Source organism: Kitasatospora sp. NPDC101447 (assembly GCF_044767225.1).
Taxonomy (GTDB): Bacteria; Actinomycetota; Actinomycetes; order Streptomycetales; family Streptomycetaceae; genus Kitasatospora.
Genome location: NZ_JBIWNL010000007.1, coordinates 25,974 through 49,021, shown reverse-complemented (window position 1 = coordinate 49,021; position 23,048 = coordinate 25,974). Strand labels below are relative to the sequence as shown.

At 73.8% G+C, this 23,048-nt stretch carries 25 protein-coding genes; 12 read left to right on the top strand and 13 right to left on the bottom strand.

All coding sequences use genetic code 11. The annotated features are described in order from the left end of the window. Positions 1–179 precede the first annotated feature (179 nt). Entirely contained in the window at positions 180–740 is a 561-nt protein-coding gene (locus ACIRST_RS12705; RefSeq protein WP_402802223.1) for a DoxX family protein, read from the bottom strand. A 293-nt stretch (positions 741–1,033) separates the two neighbouring features. Here ACIRST_RS12705 and ACIRST_RS12700 point away from each other — a divergent pair, with 293 nt between their 5' ends. Further along, positions 1,034–1,666: a MarC family protein gene (locus ACIRST_RS12700; protein ID WP_350523226.1), complete on the top strand. Its 633-nt coding sequence runs from the start codon at positions 1,034–1,036 to the stop codon at positions 1,664–1,666. A gap of 130 nt (positions 1,667–1,796) precedes the next feature. Here ACIRST_RS12700 and ACIRST_RS12695 read toward each other — a convergent pair whose 3' ends face one another. Together ACIRST_RS12695 and ACIRST_RS12690 are read right to left on the bottom strand one after the other, a co-directional pair. Next, a complete protein-coding gene (locus ACIRST_RS12695; protein ID WP_350523225.1) occupies positions 1,797–2,336 on the bottom strand; it encodes an NADPH-dependent FMN reductase in 540 nt (179 codons plus the stop codon). 73 nt (positions 2,337–2,409) lie between these two features. Continuing rightward, positions 2,410–2,844 (bottom strand): Lrp/AsnC family transcriptional regulator, encoded by a 435-nt coding sequence (locus tag ACIRST_RS12690; RefSeq protein WP_350523224.1) that lies wholly within the window; start codon positions 2,842–2,844, stop codon positions 2,410–2,412. 216 nt (positions 2,845–3,060) lie between these two features. Here ACIRST_RS12690 and ACIRST_RS12685 point away from each other — a divergent pair, with 216 nt between their 5' ends. The 3 genes from ACIRST_RS12685 to ACIRST_RS12675 all read left to right on the top strand — a co-directional run bounded on the left by ACIRST_RS12685 (position 3,061) and on the right by ACIRST_RS12675 (position 5,870). Continuing rightward, positions 3,061–3,891, top strand: a complete 831-nt coding sequence (locus ACIRST_RS12685; protein WP_402802221.1) for a tryptophan 2,3-dioxygenase — start codon at positions 3,061–3,063, stop codon at positions 3,889–3,891. A gap of 17 nt (positions 3,892–3,908) precedes the next feature. Further along, positions 3,909–5,141, top strand: a complete 1,233-nt coding sequence (gene kynU / locus ACIRST_RS12680) for a kynureninase (RefSeq protein WP_402802219.1) — start codon at positions 3,909–3,911, stop codon at positions 5,139–5,141. Between the two features lie 192 nt (positions 5,142–5,333). Further along, complete coding sequence (locus tag ACIRST_RS12675; protein WP_402802216.1) at positions 5,334–5,870, top strand: F0F1 ATP synthase subunit B; 537 nt, start codon at positions 5,334–5,336, stop codon at positions 5,868–5,870. Here ACIRST_RS12675 and ACIRST_RS12670 read toward each other — a convergent pair. Then, positions 5,837–6,781, bottom strand: a complete 945-nt coding sequence (locus ACIRST_RS12670; protein ID WP_402802214.1) for a hypothetical protein — start codon at positions 6,779–6,781, stop codon at positions 5,837–5,839. The genes ACIRST_RS12675 and ACIRST_RS12670 overlap by 34 nt on opposite strands. A gap of 76 nt (positions 6,782–6,857) precedes the next feature. Here ACIRST_RS12670 and ACIRST_RS12665 point away from each other — a divergent pair, with 76 nt between their 5' ends. Next, positions 6,858–7,487, top strand: coding sequence for a TetR family transcriptional regulator (locus ACIRST_RS12665; RefSeq protein WP_350523219.1), 630 nt, complete (start codon positions 6,858–6,860; stop codon positions 7,485–7,487). A gap of 97 nt (positions 7,488–7,584) precedes the next feature. On the opposite strand, the gene ACIRST_RS12660 is transcribed toward ACIRST_RS12665, so the two are convergent. Beyond that, positions 7,585–9,084 carry a choice-of-anchor A family protein gene (locus tag ACIRST_RS12660; protein WP_402802212.1) on the bottom strand — a complete coding sequence of 500 codons (1,500 nt, stop codon included), beginning with the start codon at positions 9,082–9,084 and terminating at the stop codon, positions 7,585–7,587. A 275-nt stretch (positions 9,085–9,359) separates the two neighbouring features. Between ACIRST_RS12660 and ACIRST_RS12655 the strand changes: the two genes are divergently transcribed. From ACIRST_RS12655 to ACIRST_RS12645, 3 genes are all read left to right on the top strand, one after another. Beyond that, a complete protein-coding gene (locus ACIRST_RS12655) occupies positions 9,360–10,067 on the top strand; it encodes a 4'-phosphopantetheinyl transferase superfamily protein (protein WP_350523217.1) in 708 nt (235 codons plus the stop codon). 161 nt (positions 10,068–10,228) lie between these two features. Further along, positions 10,229–10,711: a hypothetical protein gene (locus ACIRST_RS12650; RefSeq protein ID WP_350523216.1), complete on the top strand. Its 483-nt coding sequence runs from the start codon at positions 10,229–10,231 to the stop codon at positions 10,709–10,711. 62 nt (positions 10,712–10,773) lie between these two features. Beyond that, positions 10,774–11,616: a helix-turn-helix transcriptional regulator gene (locus ACIRST_RS12645; protein WP_350523215.1), complete on the top strand. Its 843-nt coding sequence runs from the start codon at positions 10,774–10,776 to the stop codon at positions 11,614–11,616. Positions 11,617–11,676: 60 nt separating this feature from the next. Here ACIRST_RS12645 and ACIRST_RS12640 read toward each other — a convergent pair whose 3' ends face one another. Continuing rightward, complete coding sequence (locus ACIRST_RS12640) at positions 11,677–12,135, bottom strand: hypothetical protein (RefSeq protein WP_350523214.1); 459 nt, start codon at positions 12,133–12,135, stop codon at positions 11,677–11,679. Between the two features lie 222 nt (positions 12,136–12,357). Continuing rightward, positions 12,358–13,350, bottom strand: a complete 993-nt coding sequence (locus ACIRST_RS12635) for an Lrp/AsnC family transcriptional regulator (RefSeq protein WP_350523213.1) — start codon at positions 13,348–13,350, stop codon at positions 12,358–12,360. Positions 13,351–13,464: 114 nt separating this feature from the next. On the opposite strand from ACIRST_RS12635, the gene ACIRST_RS12630 reads away from it, so the two are divergent. Continuing rightward, the gene (locus tag ACIRST_RS12630) at positions 13,465–14,271 is read left to right on the top strand and encodes an inositol monophosphatase family protein (protein WP_402802210.1); all 807 of its coding nucleotides are present in this window, start codon (positions 13,465–13,467) and stop codon (positions 14,269–14,271) included. Between the two features lie 74 nt (positions 14,272–14,345). On the opposite strand, the gene ACIRST_RS12625 is transcribed toward ACIRST_RS12630, so the two are convergent. From ACIRST_RS12625 to ACIRST_RS12600, 6 genes are all read right to left on the bottom strand, one after another. Beyond that, on the bottom strand, positions 14,346–15,230 hold the full coding sequence (locus ACIRST_RS12625) for an amidohydrolase family protein (protein ID WP_350523211.1): 885 nt from the start codon (positions 15,228–15,230) through the stop codon (positions 14,346–14,348). Then, entirely contained in the window at positions 15,227–16,861 is a 1,635-nt protein-coding gene (locus tag ACIRST_RS12620; RefSeq protein ID WP_402802209.1) for an acyl-CoA dehydrogenase family protein, read from the bottom strand. The genes ACIRST_RS12625 and ACIRST_RS12620 overlap by 4 nt, the downstream gene beginning before the upstream one ends. Continuing rightward, positions 16,845–17,486, bottom strand: a complete 642-nt coding sequence (locus ACIRST_RS12615) for a TetR/AcrR family transcriptional regulator (protein WP_402802206.1) — start codon at positions 17,484–17,486, stop codon at positions 16,845–16,847. The genes ACIRST_RS12620 and ACIRST_RS12615 overlap by 17 nt, the downstream gene beginning before the upstream one ends. A 234-nt stretch (positions 17,487–17,720) precedes the next feature. Continuing rightward, the gene (locus tag ACIRST_RS12610) at positions 17,721–19,214 is read right to left on the bottom strand and encodes a S28 family serine protease (protein WP_350523208.1); all 1,494 of its coding nucleotides are present in this window, start codon (positions 19,212–19,214) and stop codon (positions 17,721–17,723) included. A 369-nt stretch (positions 19,215–19,583) separates the two neighbouring features. Then, positions 19,584–20,411: a serine protease gene (locus ACIRST_RS12605; RefSeq protein WP_350523207.1), complete on the bottom strand. Its 828-nt coding sequence runs from the start codon at positions 20,409–20,411 to the stop codon at positions 19,584–19,586. A gap of 164 nt (positions 20,412–20,575) precedes the next feature. Continuing rightward, positions 20,576–21,205, bottom strand: a complete 630-nt coding sequence (locus tag ACIRST_RS12600) for a TetR family transcriptional regulator (protein WP_402802205.1) — start codon at positions 21,203–21,205, stop codon at positions 20,576–20,578. 157 nt (positions 21,206–21,362) lie between these two features. Between ACIRST_RS12600 and ACIRST_RS12595 the strand changes: the two genes are divergently transcribed. The 3 genes from ACIRST_RS12595 to ACIRST_RS12585 all read left to right on the top strand — a co-directional run bounded on the left by ACIRST_RS12595 (position 21,363) and on the right by ACIRST_RS12585 (position 22,914). Then, positions 21,363–21,518, top strand: coding sequence for a hypothetical protein (locus tag ACIRST_RS12595; protein WP_189918519.1), 156 nt, complete (start codon positions 21,363–21,365; stop codon positions 21,516–21,518). Between the two features lie 59 nt (positions 21,519–21,577). After that, on the top strand, positions 21,578–21,856 hold the full coding sequence (locus ACIRST_RS12590) for a DUF4190 domain-containing protein (RefSeq protein ID WP_402802204.1): 279 nt from the start codon (positions 21,578–21,580) through the stop codon (positions 21,854–21,856). Between the two features lie 170 nt (positions 21,857–22,026). Next, complete coding sequence (locus ACIRST_RS12585; RefSeq protein ID WP_402802203.1) at positions 22,027–22,914, top strand: metallophosphoesterase family protein; 888 nt, start codon at positions 22,027–22,029, stop codon at positions 22,912–22,914. Positions 22,915–23,048 lie beyond the last annotated feature (134 nt).

Below are 23,048 nucleotides of genomic sequence, written 5' to 3'. Positions count from 1 at the left end.
TCCGGTCGGCGCCGGGCTGTCCGGCCCGCCTCCCCGCCCACCCTCCGAGGACCCGGGGGCAGCCGCCAGCAGGGCTGCTGCCTCCGGGTGACCGCGCGGCCCGACGACGCGGCCGGACCACCCGGCCCGACCGCGCGACCCGACTGCCGGCCCGCCCCGGCCGGACCGGCCCCGGCCCGTCAGGACAGCCCGGAGCCCTCCTGTTCGTCCGCCTCCACCGCGGCCCGCTCCTCGCGCAGCCGCACCACGTGCCGGCGCCGCGCCACCACGCCGTACGCGCCGGCCGCGCTCGCCACGAAGGAGAGCACGCCCAGCCAGGGCCGGTCGAAGACGTGGCCGGTCGCGTGGTCCAGCGAGTACCGCCCGGCGCCGGCCAGGCCGATCGCCAGCCCGGTCGCGCCGAGGAAGGCCGGGTACTCGTAGCCGCCGCCCATGGCGAAGAAGCCGGCCGGGGCGTGCACCGCCACGGCGGTCGCCATCGTCCCGGCCACCACCGCGCCGGCCGCCGGCGTGGCCAGCCCGGCGACCAGCAGCGCGCCGCCGCCCGCCTCGCCGAGCCCGGCCGCGATCGCGCTCTGCCGGGCCGGGTGGAATCCCATGTGGTCCATCGCCTGGCTGGTGCCCTCCAGGCCGCCGCCCCCGAACCAGCCGAACAGTTTCTGGGTGCCGTGCGCGATCAGCACCCCGCCGACCGCGCTGCGCAGGGCCAGCAGGCCCAGGTCCTTACGGTTCAGGCACATGTCGCATCCTCGATTCCGCGGCGGAGTGTCCCCGCCGGTGGCCGCTGCCGGTGGTCCCCGCCGGTGGTCGTGCCGACGGTCGTGCCGGTGGGGCCGCCGGCGTGGCGGTCCTCCCTCCATAGCAACCGAGACCGCCCGTGCGTTCGAGCCGGAGCCGCCATCCGGGCGAATTCACCCGCGATCGGGAATGAACCGTCGACGGGGATGCGGCGCGAACCGGCGAGACGCACGCCACGCCCGGCCGCGGGGCGTGGCGGACCGGCCGCCCGCGGTGCCGCGGTCATGCTGGGCGCATGTTCGTCTTCAACCTGAGCAGCGCGTTCATCACCTTCTTCGCCGTGGTCGGCCCCCCGAAGACCCTGCTGGCCTTCGCCCGGCTGGCCACCACCCGCAGCACCCGGGAGCTGCGGCGGCTGGCGGCGTGGAGCACGGTCATCTCGGCGGTGATCGGCCTGGTGCTCGGGTTCACGGCGGACGAGGTCAGCACCCTCTTCCACATCAGCGACCAGTCGCTGCAGCTGGCGGGCGGGCTGATCTTCTTCGTCTACGCGGTGGCGCTGGTCTTCGGCGTCCACCTCGGCGGCAGCAGCGAGGAGGACGAGCACCTGTCGAACCCGCTGGTGGACGGCATCCGCGAACTGCTGCTGCCGTACATCGCCAGCCCGCTCGCGGTCTCCGCCGTACTGGTCGCCTCGCTCAACCGGGACGACTGGGCCTGGAAGGCCACCGTCGCCGCGGCGTACGTGGCCGTCACGGTGATCAACTACGTCTGTGTGGCCCTGCTGGCACCGCTGATGCGGCGCACCCACCGGACCTCGCTGGAGGTGCTGTCCCGGCTGCTCGGGCTGCTGCTGGCGGCGGTCGGCGTGGAGCTGGTCCTGGCGGGCCTGGCCGGGCTCGGGGTGCCCGTGCCCGAGGCGCACTGAACCCGGCCCCGACCGCCCCGACCGCCCCGGCCGCAGGTCGGGGCGGTCGGGCCATCGGCCGGGCCGCCGTTCAGGCCGCCGTTCAGGCCGCCGTTCAGGCCGCCGTTCAGGCCGCCGTTCAGGCCGCCGTTCAGGCCGCCGCCAGCCTCGCCAGCACCTCACCGATCCGCTCGCGCACCTGCGGGTCGGCGACCAGCCCGTCCGGGCCGACCGCCCCGCGCTCCAGCGGGATCCGGACGCAGGCCTCGTCCACCACGGCCGCGCCGGTGTAGCCGAGGACGGTGCGCAGGGTCGCCTCGGCGCCCCCGCCGCGGCCGGGCCCGGCCGCGTTGATCCAGGCGGCCGGCTTGTCCGAGATCTCCACGCCGCCGACCGTCCAGTCCAGCAGGTTCTTGAACGAGCCCGGCAGCGTCCCAGCGTACTCGGGCGTGCAGATCAGCAGCGCGTCGGCCGCCTCGATCGCGGCCCGCAGCGCGGCCACCGGGCCGGGCAGCGGGTCGGTGTCGTGGTCCGGGTTGAAGTGCGGCAGCTCGGCCAGCCCGGTGTAGTACGTGGTCCGCAGGCCCGGGGCGGCGGCGGCCACGGCGGCAGCCGTCCGCAGCACGGTCTCGTTGGTGGAGCCGGCCCGCAGACTCCCCGGCAGCAGCAGGATGTGGCGCTCGTTCGACATGCGGTGGAACCTACTCCTTGACGTCGACGTCAGGGCCAGGCACGACCGTTCGCCGAGGGCCGCGCGCCCCTGGTCAGCGCGGCGCGAGCGGCCGCCACGGCACCGGGCTGGAGAGGATCATCGAGCTGGCCGGCTGGCCGTAGCCGCCGAGCCGGTCGCACAGCGCCTCGAACTCGGCCATCGTCGGCACCGCGACCAGCAGCACACAGCAGGCCCCGCCGGTGACCCGGTGCAGCTGGAGCACCTCGGGCCAGGTCGCCACCTCCGGGTCGCGCAGCACGCAGCGCGGGCCGTAGCACTGGATCTGCACCAGCGCGGTGATCGGCAGCCCGGCCCGGGTCGGGTCCACGTGGGCGTGGTAGCCGCTGATCACCCCGTCGGCCTCCAGGCGGCGGACCCGTTCGGCCACCGCGGGTGCGGACAGGCTCACCCGGCGGGAGAGTTCGTTGTACGAGAGCCGGGCGTCGGCCTGCAGCTCGGCCAGCAGGCGGCGGTCGACGGCGTCCATGGCGGGCTCCCCGGGTGATCGGGATCAAGTGGTTTTCGTTCGTAAAGCGAATCCGCCGAACGCCTCGTGAACGACAGCTCCGAAGGCAGTTGCGGTGTCCGTCGACCATTCAAGCGGGGGCCACCCCCGCCGCACAATGGGCACCCGGTGGAATCAGGCAGTCCGTCTGGTTCACCGGAGCGGGCGAGGGGCCCGGACGGATCAGGAGGCATCGGGATGGGGCACGACACGGTGGAGACACCCAACCTGTCGTTCGGTCGGGGCAGGACGCCGGGTCGGAGCACCCCGTACGCCCAGTACGCCCGGCTGGACGAGCTGCACAGCCTGCAGCACCCGCGCAGCAAGGAGCCCGCCGAGCTGTCGTTCATCGTCACCACCCAGGTCATGGAGCTGCTCTTCGACCTGATCCGGCACGAGTGGACGATAGCGGGGCAGGCGCTGCGCGAGGACGACCTGCCCACCGCGCTCGCCGCGCTGCGCCGGGGCACCCACGCCCAGGACGTGCTGGTGGAGTCCTGGGACCTGCTGGGCACCATGACGCCGCAGGAGTTCAACTCCTTCCGCTCGCTGTTCGGCGAGGCCTCCGGCTTCCAGTCCGCGGCCTTCCTGCACCTGGAGTTCCTGCTCGGCAACAAGAACGCCGCCCTGCTGACGATGTACGACGGCATGCCGGACACCCAGGACGGGCTGGTCGAGGCGCTGCGTTCCCCGGGTCTGTACGACGAGGCGCTGGCGCTGCTGGCACGGCGCGGCCTGGAGCTGAGCCCGGCGCACTCCGAGCAGCGCTACCGCCCGTCCGAGGAGGTCGCGGCGGCCTGGCGCCGGGTGTACACCGAGCCGGAGTTCGCCGCGCTGCAGCCGCTCGGCGAGGCCCTGCTGGACGTCGCGGAGCGGGTCACCCGCTGGCGCCAGCGACACCTGTCCGCGGTCAAGCGGACCATGGGCGGCAAGCCCGGCTCGGGCGGCTCCAGCGGGCTGACCTGGCTGCGCAAGGCCGCCGAGCAGGACGTGTTCCCGGAGCTGTGGACGATCCGGGACGAGCTGTGAGCGAGGAGAACGAGGGAATGGGCATGACCACGCGCGAGGAGTGCGAGGCGCTGGACGCCGTCGACCCGCTGGCGGCGTTCCGCAAGGAGTTCGCGCTGCCGGACGGGGTGATCTACCTGGACGGCAACTCGCTGGGCGCGCTGCCGGTGCGCACGCCGGAGCGGGTGCGCCAGGTGGTCGAGGAGGAGTGGGGCCGGGAGCTGATCCGCAGCTGGAACGACGCCGGCTGGTTCGAGCAGCCGTACCGGCTGGGCCGGCGGATCGCGCCGATGATCGGGGCCGATCCGGCGGAGGTCGTCGTCTGCGACACCACCTCGGTGAACCTGTTCAAGGTGCTGGCGGCCGCGCTGGGCCTGCGCCCCGGCCGGCGCACGGTGCTCGGCGACGCCGAGGCCTTCCCGACCGACCTGTACATCGCCGAGGGCGTGACCGGCCTGGTCGAGGGCGCGCGCAGCGTGCTGATCCGGCCGGAGGAGCTGGACCGGCACCTGGACGGGGACGTCGCCGCGGTCGTCCTCTCGCACGTGGACTACCGCACCGGCGAGCTGCTGGACATGCCCGGGATCACCGCCCGGGTGCAGGCCGCGGGCGCGCTGATGATCTGGGACGTGTGCCACGCGGTGGGCGCGCTGCCGGTCGAACTCGGTGCCGCGAACGTGGACTTCGCGATCGGCTGCACCTACAAGTACCTGAACGGCGGCCCCGGCTCGCCGGCCTTCCTGTACGTCGCCGAGCGCCACCTGGCGGCCGGTCCGCTGCAGCCGCTGAGCGGCTGGTTCGGGCACGCCCGCCCGTTCGCGTTCGAGCCCGGGTACGACCCCAAGCAGGGCATCGGCCGCTTCCTGACCAGCTCGCCCTCGCTGCTCGGCCAGGCCGCCCTCGGCGCCTCGCTGGACGTCTGGGAGCGAGCCGACCTCGCGGCGGTGCGGGCGAAGAGCCTGGCGCTGACCGACCTGTTCATCGAGCTGACCGAGGGCCTGGACGGCATCGAGGTGGTGACCCCGCGCGAGCACGCCCGCCGCGGCAGCCAGGTGGCCCTGCGGCACGCCGACGGCTACCCGGTGGTGCAGGCGCTGATCGAGCGCGGGGTGATCGGCGACTTCCGCGCGCCGGACCTGATGCGCTTCGGCTTCACCCCGCTCTACCTGTCGTACACCGAGGTGTGGGACGCCGCCCGGCAGCTGGCCGAGGTGCTGGAGAGCGGCGAGTGGCGGGCGGAGCGCTTCTCCCGCCGGGGCGAGGTGACGTAGGCGGGTTCGGCCGGGTGAGGCCGGGTGAGGCCGGGTGCCTCCGTGGGGTCCGGGCGCCGCACCGCTGCAGCAGCGGGCCGGCGCCCGGACCGGTGCCGCACCGTGACGAAGGTCATGCCCGCGCCGAGTTCGATCACCATCGACCCAGGGGAGACTGCCAATTGACGGTACGTCAGCCAACGGGGAGGTCGCGTGAACCTCGAACTCGGCCCGCTCAAGCCCGAACCGGTCCCGCTGGGCCTCGGCCTGGCACTGTTCCTCCTGGTCCTCTGGGTGCTCGGCCGGCACCTGCTCCCCCGCATCGAGCGGGTGCAGGCCGAGCGCTGGGAGGCCACCGAGGGCCGGATGGAACGCGCGGAGGCCCTGCAGGCCGAGGCCGACGCCGTCCAGGACGCCCATCTGCGGGAACTGGCGGAGGCCCGGCACGAGGCCGCCCGGATCCGGGCGGACTACGCCGAACGCGGCGCGGCGGCGATCGCCGCGGCCCGCGCCGAGGGCCTGCGCGCCCGGGACGCCCTGCTGGCCACCGGCCGCGCGCACATCGCCGCCGACCGGGCCACCGCGGCCGACCTGCTCCGGCAGGACGTCGGCGAGTTGGCCATCGCCCTGGCCGGGCGGGTGATCGGCGAGCCGGTGCACGACGTCGCCGCCCGGCGCCGCACGGTGGCCCGCTTCTTCGAGACGAACCAGCCCTCTCAGCAGGACAGTTCGGCCACCAGCTTCCGGTAGGTGTCGAAGGCCGGCTTGCGCGAGTAGTCGTCGCGCAGCAGGCCGAAGTGGGGGAAGAGCCCCGCACCCGCACTGTCGGCGTCCCGCAGCGCGAAGAACGCGTAACCGGTGACGGTGAGTTCGGCGGCCAGCTCGGCCACCGTCCGGACCACCTCCTCGACCACCTCGGCCTGCCGCGCCTCGCTCCGACCGGGACCGGTGGGCCACCCGTTCTCGCAGATCCGCAGCGGCACGGCGGGCCCGATGCCGGCCCTGGGCAGCCAGTCCCGCCGGAATCCGGTGACCACCGCCCGCACCGCGTCGGCCAGCCGGTCCGCCGGGACGGGCCGGAAGACGTCCGGGAAGAAGTCCACGCCGACGTAGTCCAGGGCGCGGTGGAAGCGCTCGTCGGCGAGCTCGCCGAGATCGGACCAGAAGGTGTCCGCGGGGTCGAAGGACGGCACCGCGTTGAAGCCGACGGCCAGCCGGTCGAACCCGCAGGCCAGCGCCTCCTCCTTGGCCGCGATCACGCCCGCCACCAGCGCCCGGAGGACGTTCGGGATGCTGCCGTCGACGGGTGGCAGGTCGAGGTTGGGCTCCTCGCAGATCTGGAGCACCGCGACCCGGTGGCCCTCGGCCCGGACGGTGCGCCGGACGAAGTCCAGCCAGCCCGCCGACTCTCCGCTGCGGTCCCGGTACTGGAGCACCAGGTCGAGCTTCCGCCCCTCGACGGCGTACTGCTCGGGCCGGTCGGGGGCGTGTCCCGGGTCGGCGTACGAGCGGTAGGCGCGGACCAGGAACTCGGCCGCCCCGCCCTGGAGTTCGCGCAGGGCCGCGGTGATCAGCGCCGGGTCGTCGGGGCGGACGGGAGCGAGCACGCCGGTGTCGCTTCCGAGCAGTCCGCCGGGATAGATGCCGAAGGTGAAGGTCATGCCGCCACCGTAGCCGATAATTTTGGTGTCACTGCAAGTTTGATGTGACACCATGGTCCTGGCGTAGGATCCGGCCATGGGACTCCGTGAACTCAAGAAGCAGCAGACCCGGGAACTCCTGGCCGACACCGCCATGGGCCTGTTCGCCGAGCGCGGCTTCGACCGGGTCACGGTGGTCGAGGTCGCCCGGGCCGCCGGGGTCTCCCCGAACACGGTCTTCAACTACTTCCCCACCAAGGAGGACCTGTTCTTCGACCGGCAGGACGCGGTGGTCGCGCACCTCGCCGAGGTGGTCCGGCACCGCCCGCCCGGCAGGTCCGCCGCGGCCGCCGTCCGGGCGGACCTGCTGGCCGCGCTCGCGGACGGGGAGCCGACGATCGGGCTGAGCCCGCGGATGGCCGCGTTCTGGCAGATCGTCGCGGACAGCCCGGCGCTGCGGGCCCGGCTGCTGGAACTCGGCGAGCGGGCCGAGGCGGCCCTGGCGGCCGTCCTGGCCGAGGAGACGGGAGCCGCGGAGGACGACCCGCTCCCCCACGTGGTGGCCGGGGCCATCGCGGGGGCCCACCGCGCGGTGCTCGGCGAGATCCGGCGGGCCATGGTGGCCGGCGAACCCGCCGAGGCCGTCCGGAACAGGATCCGGGAGACGGTGGAACGCGCCTTCGACCTGCTCGCCTCGGGGCTCGCGCAGTACCCGGCGCCGCAGTAGGGCCGACACCCGGGAACGCCCCGGGCCGCCCGGTCGGATCGACTCGGGCGGCCCGGGACGGCGGCCAGGCGTCCTGGCGTTCAGGCCCGTCAGCTGGTCAGCTGTGGCGGCCGCGACGACGGGCGGCCATCACGGCCAGACCGCCGAGACCGAGCAGGCCGACGCCCGCCAGGCCGAAGACCACCGGGGCGTTGCCCGCGCCGGTGGAGGGCAGCTCACCGCCGTCCCCGGGGTGGTGGCCGGTCGGCTGCCCACTCGGATGCCAGGTCGGGTGGTGACTGCTCGGAGCCGGCCCCGCGCTTGAGGTAGAGGCGCCGGCCGACGGCGAGTGGTGGTGACTCCCACTGGCCGACGGCGAGTGGTGGCTCGGACTGGGGAAGGTCGGGTGCGGTGACGTCGGATGCGGCGAGGTCGGATGCGGTGACGTCGGGTGTGGCGAGGTCGGGTGCGGCGGGGTGGGGGACGTCGGCGCCGGCGACGTCGGCGAGGAGGTCGGCGACGGCGAGGTGGAGGTCGGCGACGGGCTGGGCGTCACCGTGCACTCCGGCAGGTCCCCGTCGAACGGGTAGCTGTGGATCTCGTAGCCGCCGGTGCCGGTGTGGATCAGGCTGCCCGCCAGGTACACCCGGCCGTTCATGCCCGCCTGGGCGATGGTCGTGGTGCCGGCCGGGTTCCCGGCCAGGACCGACCCCTGGAACTGGGCACTGCCGAGGATCCGGGCCGAGGTCGCGGTCGGGAAGTTGTACATCAGCTTCGAGCGCATCTCGGTGGTCTGGTCGCCCGGCAGGGCGGTGCCCGTGTAGGTGTTGATGACCGGGCTGTCGCCGAGCATGTTCACCACGACGGTGGCGTCGGCCGGGATGCCGGTGAAGACCAGGCCGATCTGCCCGCCGGTCGGCGAGGCGAGGTCCCGGGTGACGCTGAAGACCTGCCTCGCGCTGGTCCCGTCGCCGGTGAAGGTCGCCGTGCTGGAGGAGATGTCGACGGTGCCGGTCGCCGTGGCCCGCCCGACGCAGTCGGAGGTCTCCTCGATCCGGGTCAGCACCGCCCGGTAGGGCGCGGCGGCGTCGTCGTCCTGGATCGACCGGCCGGTGGGGTCGATGTTGACGGTGCCGGTCACGCCGCCCGCGTGGCGCAGGTTGCCGAAGGCCTGGCCGTGCGAGTCACTGCCGCCGATCAGGATGCGGTTGCCCCGCCGGACGTCGACGTTCCCGCCGGTGGTCACGAAGTCGCTGCCGTCCGGCGGCGGGACGCGCGAGCCGACGCCGACGACACCCATGTTGTAGACGCCGCCGCCGTCCTTCTCGACGGTCAGGTTCCCCAGCGCGACGATCTTGCCCTCGGCCTCGGCGGCGCGGCCGTTCACGGTGTAGTCGCCGCCGGTGAAGACGTTGATGGTGGAGTCCCGGCCGGTGAAGTCGCCGTTGTTCGGCGCCGGCCAGGTGGCCGGGCAGTCCGGTCCGGTGCAGGCGCCGAGCGGCGGGGCCAGCGGAGCGGCCGAACCGACCGTCAGCACGGCGGCCAGCGGCAGCGCGGCGACGCCGGTGGCCACTGCCACCCGGACGGCGCGGCGGCCGCCGGAGGCGGGCGTTCTCACGGCGGTCGTTCTGTGATCCGGCGAACCGGTGGCCTGACCCATCGACAATTCCTCCGCGCATGAGAAAAGGGCAGGCCGAATGACCTGCCATGCTCCGTGTTATCTGACGTCAATCCCACATTTCCGGGGCATCCAACCTTAAATCGGACTATTCATCCCCTATGGACCCTCAGGACGGGTCCGAAAGCTCACCCGGACGGCGCAGCAGCACTCGGGCCTCGGCCACCGGGCGACGACCCCGCCGACGGATCCCGGCATGGAGCTAGGTTGGACGCATGACCACCGAGGCCCAGGACCAGAGCGCGCCGCTCGTCGCCGTCGCGTCCGCCGACGCCGTGCTGCGGCACCCCGAGGCGGACGAGCACCTGCTGACCGCCCTCGAACGGGAGCGCGCCGCGCGCTTCCGGCACGAGTCCGGGCGGGTCGACTTCACCGCCGGGCACCTGCTGGTCCGGCTCTGCGCCGCCCGGCTGCTCGGCGTGCCGGCGGCCGGCCTGGTGCTCGCCCAGCAGTGCCCGGACTGCGGGCTGGCCGACCACGGCAAGCCGTACCTGCCGGACCACCCCGGGGTGCACGTGAGCCTCTCGCACACCAAGGGCGTGGTCGCCGCGGGCGCCGGTCACCAGCCGATCGGCGTGGACGTCGAACTGGCCGCCCGGGGCGGCTCGCTGGGCGCGGTCGCCCGCCGGGTGCTGGCCCCGGAGGAACTCGCCCTGGTCGAGGCGGACCCGGAACCCGAGCGGGCGTTCCTGCGGCTCTGGGTGCGCAAGGAATCGCTGATCAAGATCGGGCGGGCCACCCTAGACACCCTCGGCCGGATCGACCTCTCCGCCCTGCCCCTGGCCGTACCGCCGGGGGAGCCGCTGCGCAGCCGGTACGAGGACCTGCACCTGCTCGACTGGACGGACCCGGAGCACGGCGCCGCCGTCGCGGCGGTCGGCACCGCGGCGCCGCGGATCGTGGAACTGACGACGGCGGGCTGAACGGCCGCCCTCGCCGGGGCGGGGGTGGGCGAGGGCCTTCCGCAACCGCCCACCCGAGCGGTGGGCCCGTGAATAAGCGGTGTTAGCGTGCCTGGTCGTGGGCACGCCGACCGCGCGCGCCCGCTCCCCAGCTGCCCACCGGATCCAAAGGGTGCCCCGCCATGGCCAAGTTCCTGCTGAGCCTGCACGTCCTCGTCTCGGTCCTGTTCATAGGCCCGGTCGCGGTGGCCGTCAGCATGTTCCCGCGCCGGGCGAAGGCCGCGCTGGCCGGCGGCCCGGACCAGGCCTCCGACGCCGGTGTGCTGCGCGTCCTGCACCGGATCACCCAGGTCTACGCGCTGCTGGGGGTCGCCGTGCCGGTGCTGGGCATCGGCCTGGCCCAGGTGATGGACGTGATCGGCCAGTCCTGGGTCATCGTCTCCATGGTGCTGACCGCGATCGCCGCGCTCTCCCTGCTGCTCTTCGTCCTGCCCGGCCAGCAGGCCGCCGTGGACGCCCTCGCCCTCGACCCGGCGGACGAGCAGCGCACCAAGGCCGTCGACGGCCTGCGCCTGCTGCCGATGACGGCCGGGGTGTTCAACCTGCTGTGGGCCGTGGTCGTGGTCCTCATGGTCATCCGGCCGGGCTCCAGCACCGGCGTCTGATCCGGCCGATCCCCCCTCGCCCCCTCCCGCGGAACAGGCTCGTTCGAGTACCGTCCTGGGCCATGACGATCATGGCGGGCATGGGCAGCCCGACGGGAACCGGGGTCGGACCGCTGCTGCGCGGCTGGCGGGAACGACGGCAGCTCAGCCAGCTGCAACTGGCCCTGCGGGCGGACTCCTCGGCCCGCCACCTCAGCTTCGTCGAGAACGGCCGCTCCCGCCCCAGCCGCGAGCTGGTACTGCGACTGGCCGAGCAGCTGGACGTCCCGGTGCGCGAACGCAACACCCTGCTGCTCGCGGCCGGCTACGCCCCGCACTACCCCGAGACGCCGCTGGACGACCCCTCGATGGCCGCGCTGCGCGGCGGCATGGAACGGCTGCTGGCCGCCCACGACCCGTACCCGGCGGTCGTCGTCGACGGGAGCTTCCGGGTGCTGGCGGCCAACCGCTCGCTCGGACTGCTCCTGGACGAGATCGCCCCGCACCTGCTGCAGCCGCCGCTCAACGCCGTCCGGGTCACCCTCCACCCGGAGGGGCTGGCGCCGCGCATCGTCAACCTGGGGCAGTGGCGGCGGCACCTGCTGGAGCGGATGGAGCGCCGGCTGGAACTGGTCCGCGCCGAGCCGCTGCGGCAGCTGTACGAGGAGGTCCGCGGCTACCCCGAGCCGGACGCCGACCCGGCGGAAGGAGCGGCCGACGGGCCGGCCGAGGACGGCTTCCCGTTCGCGCTGCCGATCCGGATCCGCCACGAGGGGCGGGTGCTCTCCTTCCTCTCCACCATCGCGACCTTCAACACCCCGCTGGATGTGACCGTCTCCGAGCTGGCCATGGAGACCTTCCTCCCGGCCGACGCGGAGACGGTGCGGTTCCTGCAGTCCTCGGTGGGGCCGGAGCGTCAGCCGTAACGACCGCCCGCACCGGGGTCCGCTCCCTGGGGCCGGCTCCCCGAGGCCGGCTCCCCGGGGTCAGCTCGGGGTGCCGCTCACACCGGGGTCGGCTCCGGCTGCCGTCCGGCGCAGCGCGGTGAACTGCAGGACGGCGAACAGGCCCACCGCCGCGGCCTGCAACGGGATCCAGACGAAGCCCGCGGTGGTCGGCTCCAGCCACACCTCCATCGCGACCAGGCTGAGCACCACCCAGGCGAGGTTGAGGTCGATCACCGCCCGCACCGCCGTCCGCGGCGGCCGCTGGCGGGTGGCCAGCACACCGACCGCCACCGCGTAGCCGGTGAGGAGGAGCCCGAGCTCGACCAGGGTGGCGCGGCCCGCGCCGAACAGGTCGCCGAGCGGGCCGGCGAAGGCCAGGTAGGCCAGGCCGTTGCCGCCGGTGACCAGGGCGTCCAGGCCGAGGATGCCGCGCACCGTCCACGGCGAGAAGGCGGATCCCGGCCGGGCGGGGGTGAGGGAGTTCGCGTGGACGGACATGGCGGATCGCCTCCTGTCAGGGGTGGGGGCCCGGGGCCGTGGCGGCCGCACCGAGCTGCCTCCACCCTGCCCGGACCGGCGCCCGGCGTCGATTACCCCGCAGGTAACGGGCCGTCCGACCGCCTCCTTCTGCTCCGTCTCCTCCCCGTCCTCCCCGTCCTCCCGGTCCTCCGCCGGCCGTGCGCGCCTGCACCCCTCCGGCCTCGTTCCCCCCGTCCCCCGTCACGGCCGCCGGGGCGGCTGACGGAGCAGGACGCCCGCCCGCTTCACCGCGCGGGCGGTGATCGTCGTCTCGGCCCGGGCGACCCCCAGCGGACCGAGGGTGTCGGTGAGGAAGCGGTACAGCTCACCGTGGTCCGCGCAGAACAGCGTGGCCAGCAGGTTGCTCGGGCCGCTGGTCGCGAACACCCCGTGCACCTGCGGGTGGCCGGCCAGGGCCGTGCCGACCTCGGCGAGCCGGCCGGGCGGCACGTCCAGCCAGAGGTTGGCGTCCACGGCCATGCCGAGCAGCTGCGGGTCGACGGAGACGTGGGTGCGCAGCAGGCCGAGCTCGTCCAGCCGGTGCAGGCGGCGACGCACCGTCGACTCGGGCGCGCCGACGGCCGCGGCCAGGGCCGCGTGGGACTGCCGGGCGTCCTCGCCCAGCCGCTCCAGCAGCGCGCGGTCGAGGTCGTCCAGGGGCGGGGGCGCGGCGGGGCGGGGCACGGCGGGCCGGGCGAGCGCGGCAGCCTCCTCCTCGGTGAGGTGGCCGGCCCGCCACTGCCCGGCGTCGGCGAAGGCGTGCAGCACGGCGTGGGTGGTGGTCTCGGTGACCGCACTGGTCGCGGGCAACTGCCCGTACAGCAGCCGGTCGCGGGCACCGGCGTCGGTCAGCACGACCGCGCCGACCTCGTGGCCGCCGAGCATCACATCGACGAAGGGGACGTCGGAGCGGTCGGCCAGTGCCTGCGCGATGGCGTCCACCCGGCCGCTCAGCACCCGGACCCGCAGCAGCAGCGCACCCACGGCGGCGTCCTCGACGTCGGGCATCCGGACCACCCGCAGCACCCCGGCCTGCCGCATCCGGGCCAGGCGGCGGGTGACCGTCCGGGCGGAGACTCCCAGCACCTCGGCGATCCGGCCGGGCTCGGCCCGCCCGTCGACCTGCAGGGCGCAGACCAGGCGGCGGTCGAGGGCGTCGAGCACCGCGTCCGGATCAGCAGTGGAGAGGTTCATGGTGTCCGATCCCCGCTACTCCTGGCGGCTCGTACGTCCTGTTCGGCAGCCCTGACGGTACTCCTTGTCCCGTGGGGCCGGAGCGGACCGGCCCGGGAACAACGAGGAGTCACCGTGACGAACGAGCTGTGGACGCTGGTCCGGGGTGTGGAGGCCGCGGTGCGCGAGGTCGGCGCGAAGCTGGCGGCCCGTCGGTCCACCGAGCCGATCACGGCGCGGACGGTCGAGGAGGCCGGGGCCCGCTTCGCCGAGCTGGACGGCCCGGCCGCCGCCGAACTGCGGCAGCGGCTGGGCGCGCTGCGTCCGCAGGCCGGCTGGGTGCCGGAGGAGTTGGACGGTTCGGTGCCCGCCGACGGCGAGTGGTGGCTGTGCGACGCGACCGACGGCGCGGTGCAGTACCTGCTGGGCCACCCGCACTGGGCGGTCACCGCCACGCTGGTCCGGGACGGCACCGCGGTGCTCGCCGTGGTGCACGCGCCGCAGTTGGACGGCGGGCGGACCTACCGGGCGGTCCTGGGCGGCGGCGCCGAGCTGGACGGGCGCCCGATCGCCCCGCTGGAGCGCGAGTTGGCGATCACCGTCGCCGCCACCAGCCAGCCGCCGCAGGTGGCCGGGGACCCGGTGGCGCTGCGCCGGGCGGGCGAGTCGCTGTCCGCGATGGCGGGCGCGGTGCTCGCGGTGCGCAACCTCGGCCCGACCGCACTGCAGGTGGCCCAGGTCGGCTCCGGACACCTGGCGCTGTTCTGGGAGTACGGGCAGGACGCCGGCAACCTGCTGGCCGGCGCGCTGATCGCGAGCGAGGCGGGCGCGGCGGTGACGGACACCGCCGGAGCGGACTGGACGGCCGGCTCCGACGGCATCCTGGTCGCCGCGCCCGGTCTGCACGCGCGGGCCCTGGAGGTGCTGCGCGCGGTGCGGTGACCGGCCTCCGGCGCTGGTCGGCCACCAACGTGGAGGCCGACCAGCGGCACGGCGGCCGGCCACCGGCGCGGAGGTCAGCCTCCGGTCCCGATGCCGAAGAGTCCTGCCGCGTTGTCGTGGCACACCGCCCGCAGCCACTCCTCCCCCAGGCCGAGCCCGGCCAGCGCCTCCAGCTGGTGGACGTACCGGTACGGGATGTTGGGGAAGTCGCTGCCGAGCAGGACCCGGTCCTGCAGGCCGCGCAGTCGCGGCAGTTCCTCGCGCGGGAACGGGTCGTCGGCCTCGGCGAAGTCGGTGAACGCCATGGTGGTGTCCAGCCGGACGGACGGGTGGCGCTCGGCGAGGTCGAGGAAGTCGCGGTACTCGGACATGCCGAGGTGGGCGACCACCAGGACCAGCCCCGGGTGCCGGTCCAGCACCTCACCGATCGGGCCGGGGCCGGTGAACTTGCCCGCCACCGGCCCGGATCCGCAGTGGGTGACCACCGGGGTGCCGGTCTCGGCGAGCAGGCCCCAGACCTCGTCCAGCCGCCGGTCCGTCGGGTCGTAGCCGCCGACCTGCAGGTGCGCCTTGAACACCCGGGCGCCATCCTCGATCGCCCGGGCCACGTAGCCGGCCGCTTCGGGCTCGGGGAAGAAGGTCGCGGTGTGCAGGCAGTCCGGGGTGCGCGCGGCGAAGTCGACGGCCCAGGCGTTCAGCCAGGCGGCCATGCCCGGCTTGTGCGGGTAGAGCATGGACGTGAACGCCCGCACCCCGAACTCCCGCAGCCGGCGGACGCGTTCGGCCTCGACCTCGCGGTAGGTGATCGGCCAGGGCCGGCCGATCAGCGGGCCGGCCGCGTCGAAGTACGCCCACACCTTGTCGAGGACGTTCTTCGGCATGAAGTGGGTGTGCACGTCGACGAGTCCGGGCAGGCCCAGGGCCTGCCAGAACGCGCGGACCTCCGCGGCCTCGCTCACGCCGGCACCGGACGGGCCCGGTCGATGATCGCCGCGGTGTCGACGCCGGCCGGCAGGGTGCCGAAGGCCGTGCCGTGGTCTCCGCCCAGCCGGCCGACGCAGAACGCGTCGGCCACCGCCGGGTCGCCGTACCGGACCAGCAGCGAGCCCTGGAAGGCCAGCGCCATCGACTCCACCAGCCGACGGGTGCGGTACTCCAGGTCGGTCAGGTCGGTGAGCTCCTTGCGCAGCGCGGCGACGGCCGCGTCCAGCCGGCGGTCCGCGCCGGCCGCGGCGTCGATCTCGCCGAGGAAGGCCTCCACGCTCTCCGGGCGCTTGGCCATCGCGCGCAGCGCGTCCAGCGCGGCGACGTTGCCGGAACCCTCCCAGATCGACACCAGCGGCGCCTCGCGGTAGAGCCGGGGCATCCCGGACTCCTCCACGTAACCGTTGCCGCCCAGGCACTCCAGCGCCTCGGCGGAGTGCGCCGGACCGCGCTTGCACACCCAGTACTTGGCCACCGCCAGGCCCAACCGCCGTACCAGCGCCTCGGTTTCGTCCCCGGCCAGGGCGAGGTCGGTGGACTGCGCGAGCCGCATCGCGACGGTGGTGGCGGCCTCGGACTCCACCACCAGGTCGGCCAGCACGTTGCGCATCAGCGGCTGGTCGACCAGCGCCTTGCCGAACGCCCGCCGGTGCAGGGCGTGGTGGACGGCGCGGGTGGCGCCGTAGCGCATGCCGGAGGCGGCGCCGATGGTGCAGTCCAGGCGGGTCATGTTGACCATCTCGATGATGGTCGGCACCCCGCGGCCCTCCTCGCCGACCAGCAGGCCGACCGCGCCGTCGTACTCCAGCTCGGCGGAGGCGTTGGACTTGTTGCCGAGCTTGTCCTTGAGCCGCATCAGGTGCAGGCGGTTGCGGCTGCCGTCCGGGAGGACGCGCGGCAGCGCAAAGCAGCTGAGCCCGCCCGGGGCCTGGGCGAGCGTCAGGAACAGGTCGGACATCGGCGCCGAGGTGAACCACTTGTGGCCGGTGATCCGGTAGGTGCCGTCCGGCTGCGGGGCCGCGGTGGTCGTGTTGGTGCGGACGTCCGAGCCGCCCTGCTTCTCGGTCATCGACATGCCGGCGATCAGCCCGCGCTTGGTGCCCGGCTCGCGCAGCCCGAAGTCGTACTCCTTCGCGGCCAGCAGCGCCTCCCACTCCCCCGCCAGGGAGGGGTTCGCGCGCAGCGCCGGGACGGCGGCGTAGGTCATCGAGATCGGGCAGGTGTGGCCGGCCTCGACCTGGCCCCAGACGAAGAACTTGGCGGCGCGGGCGGTGTGGGCGCCGGGGCGCTCGTCCCGCCAGGGTGCGGCGTGCAGACCGTACGAGACGGCGGTGCGCATCAGCTCGTGCCAGTACGGGTGGAACTCCACCTCGTCGATCCGGTGGCCGAAGCGGTCGTGGGTGCGCAGCACCGGCGGGTTCTCGTTGGCCAGCCGGCCCCACTCGGCGGCCTGCTCGGAGCCGGCCAGCCGGCCCAGCTCGCGCAGCTCCGGCTCGGCCCAGCCGGCACCGGCCCGCCGCAGGGCGGCCAGCAGGGCGGGATCGGCGGCGGTGTCGTGTCCGTACGGCAGGGGCACCTGGTTGGTGACCTCATGCGTCGCTGTCATCGCGTCCTCCCAGGGCACGCAGGGTGAAGGAGACCAGGGCGGGGACCACCTCGGCGGTGGCCCTCCGGGGGTCGGTGACCCCGTGGCTCTCGGGCATGGCCGAGAGCGGGCCGGCCAGCGCCTCGCCGACCGCGCCGACCAGGGCCGCGGCGGTCAGCACCGGGTCCTGCTCGGGCAGTTCGCCGCTCGCCACGGCCACGGCGATCTCGGTGGCGATCACGTCACGGAACGCCCGCCGGAACACCAGGCGCTCCCCGTCCACCACCGCGTCGGCCGGCTCGACCAGCAGCGCGTACGCCAGCCGGGGGGCGCGCAGGGCGCGGGCGGCGAAGGTCTCGACCACGGCGGCGATCCGCCGCTGCGGGGTGTCCCGCAGGGCGACGGCCGCGTTGACCGCGTCGATCTCGCGGGTGACCACCCGGCGGAACAACTGCACCGACAGCTCGGCCTTGTTGGCGAAGTGCTGGTAGAGGCTCCCGGTGGCGATCCCGGACCGGTCCGCGACGGCGGCCATCGTGCACCCGCCGTAACCGCGCTCCGCGAGCAGCCCGACCGCCGACTGCAGCACCGCCTCCCGCTGGGCGTCCAGGCGGGCTTGTACGGCAGGCGTGCGTCGGTAGGCCATGGAAGCATTGAAGCACTGATTCACCGCTTCGGGGAGGGCTTCGGAGAGGGCTTCGGAGAGGGCTTCGGCGGAGGGGTTCGGCGGAGGGGTTCGGCGGAGGGGTTCGGCGGAGGGGCTCTGCGGGAGCCTCGGGGGACGACGTCGAGCTTCGGGGGACGGCGTCCGGCGACAGAAGGAGGCCGCCCCGGGCAGCGGGGCGGCCTCCTGTCTCGGGTGGCCCGGTTCGCTCAGGCGTTACAGGGGGTGGCGCTCCTGCTCCAGGCGCTGCCCCTCGACGTCCAGCGGACCGAAGGCCGGGATCGACCGCGGCGACTTGGCCAGCGAGCGGGCGGCGTCCGCATCGCCCAGGCCGGCCCACTCCAGCACCTTGGCGGTGGCCTCCGCGGACTGCGCGGCGGGCAGCTTGCCGATGTTGGAGCCGTGGTTGCCGCCGGGCACGGTGTAGACGTAGCTGTCCTCACTGCCGCGGCCGAGGCGGAACGGCTTGGCGCCCCACGGGTCGTTGCCCCCGTAGACGTACATGATCCGCTCGCCGTCGCGCTTCACCCAGCGGTCGATGTCGGGCATCGCGTACGGGTTGAAGACGGTCGGGATCTCCTTCGGCACGTAGGAGCGGGCCGAGTAGAGCTCCTTGTAGTCGTAGTGCAGCACGTCCTTGAGGTACGAGACGTCGAAGAACGGCGCGCCCAGCTCGGTGGCGGCCTGGTAGTAGTACGCGGTGTACTTCGCCAGCGACTGGTCGCTGTTGCCGGTGATGCCCGACTGGGCGTCGAACCAGGCGTACAGCTCGTCGTCGGTCGCGGTGGCGGCCACCGGGACCTTGGCGCAGTCCGCCTCCAGGCTGTACTGCCAGAACGCCCAGACCACGTCGAGCACGCCCGCCTCGTACGCGCGGTCCGGGGTGCCGAGGGTGTTGAAGGTGGAGCCGGCCGCCTTGTTGTCGGCGACGTAGCGGGCCTCCAACCGGTCGCGGCGCACCAGCAGCTCGCGCTGGGCGGCGTTCAGCCGGTCCCGGCACTCCTGGGTGCCGACGGTGCGGAAGAACTCGGTGTAGGCCGCGTAGTCGTTGACGTCGGTGTTGTTCGGCGCGACGTAGGCGACCGTACCGGCCACGTCGTCCGGGTAGAAGCGGCGGTAGAAGGTGGAGGACATGCCGCCCTTGCTGGCGCCGGTGGAGAGCCACTCCTGCTGGTAGATCCGCTTGAGCGCGGTCACCAGCCGGTGCGAGTCGGCGGCCTGCTGGCGGATGCCGGCCTTGGTCCAGTCCGCCGGCTCGGGGCGCGAGGGGGTGAAGTACCGGTACTCGATGGAGACCTGGTTGCCGTCCACCAGCCGGGTCGGCTCGGTGCGGGACGGGTTCGTGCCCAGCGTGTAGCCGTTGGTGTAGAAGACGGTCGGGCGGTCGTAGCCCCGGTGCAGCAGGCTGAAGCGCTGCTGGAAGGTGCCCAGCCAGGGCCGGAGGTGGTCGATCGGCTGGGTGTAGGTGGCGATGAAGTAGCGGTGGTCGGCGTCGGTCGGCTTCTCCTCGGTGATGGTCACCCCGGGGATGGCCGCCAGGCGGGCCTTGATGTCGGCGTTCGGGTCGTCGGCGGGGCTCCGGCCGTGGGCCGCCCCCGCCTCCGGGGCGCCCTGGGCGTCGGCGGCCAGCGCCGGGGACGCCAGGCCGCCGAACGCGAGCAGCGGTATCAGCAGGGTGGAAACCAACAGCCTTCGCAGCGTGGTGGTCATCAACTCTCCATCTGGTCAACGGACATGACTGCCGCCTCGTGGGCACAACTCTGCGGTGCGGGTGGTGCGGCGGCCGCCCGGTGGACGGCCGAATGGGTCATCCACCGTCGGCGGATGACCCATCGGGGTAAAGGTGCTGGTCACTGGGGTTGAGCCGCCCTGCCGGGAGGGCGACTCGGGTTCCGGGGTTCCGGGGTTCGACCCCGGCCCCGGGGGTGCGGCCTGCGAGCTCCGGGTCCCGGGTTCCGGGGTTCCGGCCGGTCGGGTGCTCCGGCCGGAACGGGTGCGGTCCTGCGGTGTGTGCCTACGGTGCGGTCCCACGGCGCGTGCCTACGGTGTGGTCCCACGGTGCGTGCCGACGGTGCTCGCCTACGGGCGGGGCAGGGTGCAGCCCGGGAGGGTGAGGTCGAGCCGGTTCCCGGCGGCGAAGCAGGCCGGGATCCCGTACGTCTCCTGGGCGTACCCGATGCCCTGGTGCACCGTCACGGCGCCGCTCTGGTCGACCTCGCAGGGGTTGTCCAGGGTGCAGCTCTCGCCGCTCTCGTTGATCGTGTTGTTCACCGCGACCACCTGGCCGGACGAGGCGTCGACCACCGGCGAACCGGAGGTGCCACCGATCACGTTGCAGCCCGAGGTGTAGCGGACCGAGTCCTTGAAGGTCCAGTCGGCTTCCTTCAGCCGGTAGGCGAAGCCGTCGACCGAGCAGGAGTAGATCTTCTTCCAGTAGCCGGAGACGACCCGGATCGAGGTGCCCTTGACGGGGTGGGTGGCGGCGATGGTCAACGGGGCGATCCCGTACCGGGACTGGATCGACGAGTAGCTGGTGTTCAACTGGTAGATCGACACATCGGTGTCGGTCATCGCGCCGTAGACCACCTTGGTCGCACGCAGGGTGGCGAGGCGGCCGCCGGTGGCGCTGAGCAGGGTGAAGGTCCGGCTGGAGGACTGGTTGAGGACGACCTGGCCGGGGCCGGGCATCCCGCTCTCCAGGCAGTGGCCGTTGGAGAGCACGAGCGCGGGGTCGCTCGCGGCGGAGCCCGGCATCCGCACCAGCGAACCGGAACAGTTGCTGAGCGCGACCGTTCCGGCGAAGTTGACGGTGGCCGAGGGGGCGGCCTGGACCTGGGGGGCTCCGGCGAGGGTGGCGGCTCCGGCGGCCAGGAGCGTGGCGAGCATGCCTATGAGCGGCTTCTTCATGAGAGACCTCTCGGTGTGGGGGTCCACCAAAGCTGTCGCGGACATGACCCCCTGTCAAGAGTCAAAGCAAGACCAAGAAACCGTCCCGATCGCTATGGCCGGTTACCACCGCCGCGGGGGCCGGGGCGCCCGCCGGGGTGCCCGCTCGCCCGACGCCGCGCGCGTCAACTCCCCTGCCAGTGCCGCCGCCCCAGACTGATCAGGCGCAGCTGGAGGCGCGCGGTGGCGGCGATCCGCTGCTCCCGGGACGGGTCCGCCTCCTGTGCCTCCAGGAAGGCGGAGGCCGTGGACACCATGTGGTCGACGTACAGCTCGGCGAGCATCCGAAGGTCCCGCTCACTCCACCCCTGCGACACCGGCTGCAGCGCCAGGGCCGCTCCCACCTCCGCGGCGAAGCGGTCGAGTTCGGCGTCGATCGCCTCGCGCACCTGCCGCACCCCGCCGTGCCGTTCGCGCGCCAGGAAGCGGACGTGCGTCCGGTGCTCACGGACGTGCCGCTCGATCACGTCCACCGCGCGGTCGATCAGCTCCTCGGCGCCGCCGGCCTCGGCGAGCACCGCACGGATCATGACGTGCACGCTGGCGAGCGACTCCTCGACCAACGCGACCCCGAGGGCCGCGAGGTCCGGGAAGTGCCGGTAGAACGCGGCCGGGGAGAGTCCGGCCTCCCGGGTGACCTCGCGGACGCCCAGGCTCGCCAGGTTCTGATCGGCCAGCAGGTGCAGACCCGCGTCCAGCAACGCCCGCCGACTCTGCTGCTTCTGGGCCTGTCTGGCCCCTACGGTGTGACTCACGCCATTCAGTAAACAGTCGTTTGCCGAACTTGGCCAGTCGGGGGTAGAGTGACGCCGAAGTCAGTGAACACTTGTCAACCGAAACCCGGCACAGTCGCAGCTGCAACCGCCGCCGTAGTCAGCGCCGCACTCAGTGCCGCAGCCGAAGGAGTCAGTCGTGATCCTGTTCTCCGCCCTGGTCGCCATGGCCGTCCTGATCGGCACGGCCGCCCACACCTCGCTCCCGGTCTTCCTCGCCGCCTCCGCCGCCATCACCGCCTGGCTGCTCGCCTTCGGCGCCCGCGAGGGCATCGCCCGGCTGCGCCACCGCTGACCCGGACGCGCCCGGACCACACCCCGTCCACTCCCGTACCAGAGAGGACCCGCACAGCCATGAGCACCGTCACCACCTCGCAGAACACCGGCCGCCGGGAGACCGCCGAGGCCGACAACCTGGCCGTCGCCTCCTTCCTCCTCGGCCTCCCGGGCCTGCTGCTCTTCAACATCGTCCTGGGCCCGATCGCCATCACCCTCGCCACCCTGGCCCTGGTCCGCGGCACCAGCCGCCGCGGCCGCGCCGTCCTCGGCCTGGTGCTCGGCATCACCTCGCTGGTGATCCTCGCCGTCACCACCGCCACCTCCCACGGCGTGCTCATGGACCTCGGCTCCTGAGCCGCCCCCCGACGGCCGAACGGCCGCCCGGATCCCGAGCCGCCCCCGATCCCGAACGGGCCTCAACTCCGCCGCCGGGCAGTCGAACAACTGATCCCTTCAACCCGCCCCGCTCCCCGGACCCGCCGCGTAGGGTGGCCACATCGGCCGGACGACCTCAGGGGGCAGGAGTGACCACGGAGAACCGCAGCGACGCACAGCCCGCGCGGCCCGCCCCGACGGGCGGACGACTGCTCGCGGTGAGCGATCTGCACATCTCCTACCAGGAGAACCGCGACCTGGTGGAGAAGCTCCAGCCCACCCACCCCGACGACTGGCTGCTCGTCGCCGGTGACGTCGCCGAGCTCACCACCAGCATCGAGTGGGCCCTGCGCCTGCTCGCCGAGCGCTTCGCCCGGGTGGTGTGGGTGCCCGGCAACCACGAGCTGTGGACCCACCCCGAGGACCCGGTCCAGCTGCGCGGCGTGGCCCGCTACGAGCACCTGGTGGAGCTCTGCCGCGGCCTCGGGGTGGTGACCCCCGAGGACCCCTACCCGCTCTGGGAGGGCGCGGGCGGACCGGTCCGGATCGCCCCGCTCTTCCTCCTTTACGACTACTCCTTCCGTGCGCCGGGCACCACCACCAAGGAGGAGTCCCTGGCGGCCGCGTACGAGAGCGGCATCGTCTGTGCGGACGAGCGGATGCTCCACCCCGACCCGTTCCCGGACCGCGACTCCTGGTGCCGCGAGCGTGTCCGGCTGACCGAGGAACGGCTGGCGGCCTGCGACCCGGACGTCCCGCTCGTGTTCGTCAACCACTACCCGCTGGTCCGCCACCCCACCGAGATCCTCTGGTACCCCGAGTTCGCCCAGTGGTGCGGCACCGAGCTGACCGCCGACTGGCACCGCCGCTTCAACACCGCGGCGATGATCTACGGCCACCTGCACATCCCCCGCAAGACCAGCTACGACGGTGTGCCCTTCGAGGAGGTCTCGCTGGGGTACCCGCGCGAGTGGCACAAGCGCGGCCTGCCGGACCCGCTGCTGCGCGAGGTGTTCCCGCCGGCGGCCGCGGGCTGACCCCGGCCCGACGTCCCGGGGGGGGGGGGGGGCGCCCCCGCCCCGGCGGCGCGTACACGACCTCCGGGGGGCGGCCGCGCCCGGAGGCCCCCCGTGCCGCCCCGGCCCCCGGGCGCGGGGCCGGCCCCCCGCCC

Excerpts from the sequence above, each read along its gene's own strand:
- ACIRST_RS12645 (WP_350523215.1), top strand. The coding sequence starts at position 10,774 with ATGACGATCATGGCGGGCATGGGCAGCCCGACGGGAACCGGGGTCGGA.
- ACIRST_RS12705 (WP_402802223.1), bottom strand. The coding sequence starts at position 740 with ATGTGCCTGAACCGTAAGGACCTGGGCCTGCTGGCCCTGCGCAGCGCG.
- ACIRST_RS12670 (WP_402802214.1), bottom strand. The coding sequence starts at position 6,781 with ATGACCTTCACCTTCGGCATCTATCCCGGCGGACTGCTCGGAAGCGAC.
- kynU (WP_402802219.1), top strand. The coding sequence starts at position 3,909 with ATGGGCATGACCACGCGCGAGGAGTGCGAGGCGCTGGACGCCGTCGAC.
- ACIRST_RS12650 (WP_350523216.1), top strand. The coding sequence starts at position 10,229 with ATGGCCAAGTTCCTGCTGAGCCTGCACGTCCTCGTCTCGGTCCTGTTC.
- ACIRST_RS12665 (WP_350523219.1), top strand. The coding sequence starts at position 6,858 with ATGGGACTCCGTGAACTCAAGAAGCAGCAGACCCGGGAACTCCTGGCC.
- ACIRST_RS12620 (WP_402802209.1), bottom strand. The coding sequence starts at position 16,861 with ATGACAGCGACGCATGAGGTCACCAACCAGGTGCCCCTGCCGTACGGA.
- ACIRST_RS12700 (WP_350523226.1), top strand. The coding sequence starts at position 1,034 with ATGTTCGTCTTCAACCTGAGCAGCGCGTTCATCACCTTCTTCGCCGTG.
- ACIRST_RS12685 (WP_402802221.1), top strand. The coding sequence starts at position 3,061 with ATGGGGCACGACACGGTGGAGACACCCAACCTGTCGTTCGGTCGGGGC.
- ACIRST_RS12635 (WP_350523213.1), bottom strand. The coding sequence starts at position 13,350 with ATGAACCTCTCCACTGCTGATCCGGACGCGGTGCTCGACGCCCTCGAC.
- ACIRST_RS12655 (WP_350523217.1), top strand. The coding sequence starts at position 9,360 with ATGACCACCGAGGCCCAGGACCAGAGCGCGCCGCTCGTCGCCGTCGCG.
- ACIRST_RS12610 (WP_350523208.1), bottom strand. The coding sequence starts at position 19,214 with ATGACCACCACGCTGCGAAGGCTGTTGGTTTCCACCCTGCTGATACCG.
- ACIRST_RS12605 (WP_350523207.1), bottom strand. The coding sequence starts at position 20,411 with ATGAAGAAGCCGCTCATAGGCATGCTCGCCACGCTCCTGGCCGCCGGA.
- ACIRST_RS12640 (WP_350523214.1), bottom strand. The coding sequence starts at position 12,135 with ATGTCCGTCCACGCGAACTCCCTCACCCCCGCCCGGCCGGGATCCGCC.
- ACIRST_RS12690 (WP_350523224.1), bottom strand. The coding sequence starts at position 2,844 with ATGGACGCCGTCGACCGCCGCCTGCTGGCCGAGCTGCAGGCCGACGCC.
- ACIRST_RS12590 (WP_402802204.1), top strand. The coding sequence starts at position 21,578 with ATGAGCACCGTCACCACCTCGCAGAACACCGGCCGCCGGGAGACCGCC.
- ACIRST_RS12695 (WP_350523225.1), bottom strand. The coding sequence starts at position 2,336 with ATGTCGAACGAGCGCCACATCCTGCTGCTGCCGGGGAGTCTGCGGGCC.
- ACIRST_RS12615 (WP_402802206.1), bottom strand. The coding sequence starts at position 17,486 with ATGGCCTACCGACGCACGCCTGCCGTACAAGCCCGCCTGGACGCCCAG.